At 75.3% G+C, this 255-nt stretch carries 1 protein-coding gene; it reads right to left on the bottom strand.

The window, feature by feature from the left end; genetic code table 11:
- Nucleotides 1-255 (bottom strand): carboxylesterase family protein (locus VJI94_RS08555; protein WP_324009060.1); only part of this gene is annotated, 255 nt, incomplete at both ends.

The following is a 255-nucleotide window of genomic DNA, read 5'->3' as shown; positions in this document are numbered from 1 at the left end:
GCAGCCACACCATGACCGGCCGCGGGGTGTCGGCGTCCGTCTCGGGCGCCCACACGTTCAGCGACAGGCAGTCCTCGTCTTCGACGGCACCGTCGCCGAGCGGCACGGCCGGGTTCAGCGGCTGGGGGCAGGCGGGACCGAAGGCCGTGGCATCCACTTCCCCCTCGGCATCCGGGGCGGGAAGGGGGTCGCGCCAGCGGCGCTCGCCGGACGGCGGAAGAGCGAAGCGGATGCCGCGCCACGAGCGGACGGAGC

The sequence above is a fragment of the Parvimonas sp. D9 genome (assembly GCF_035282565.1).
GTDB classification, from domain to species: Bacteria; Bacillota; Clostridia; order Tissierellales; family Peptoniphilaceae; genus Parvimonas; species Parvimonas micra.
This window is presented reverse-complemented; position numbering and strand designations above follow the sequence as displayed.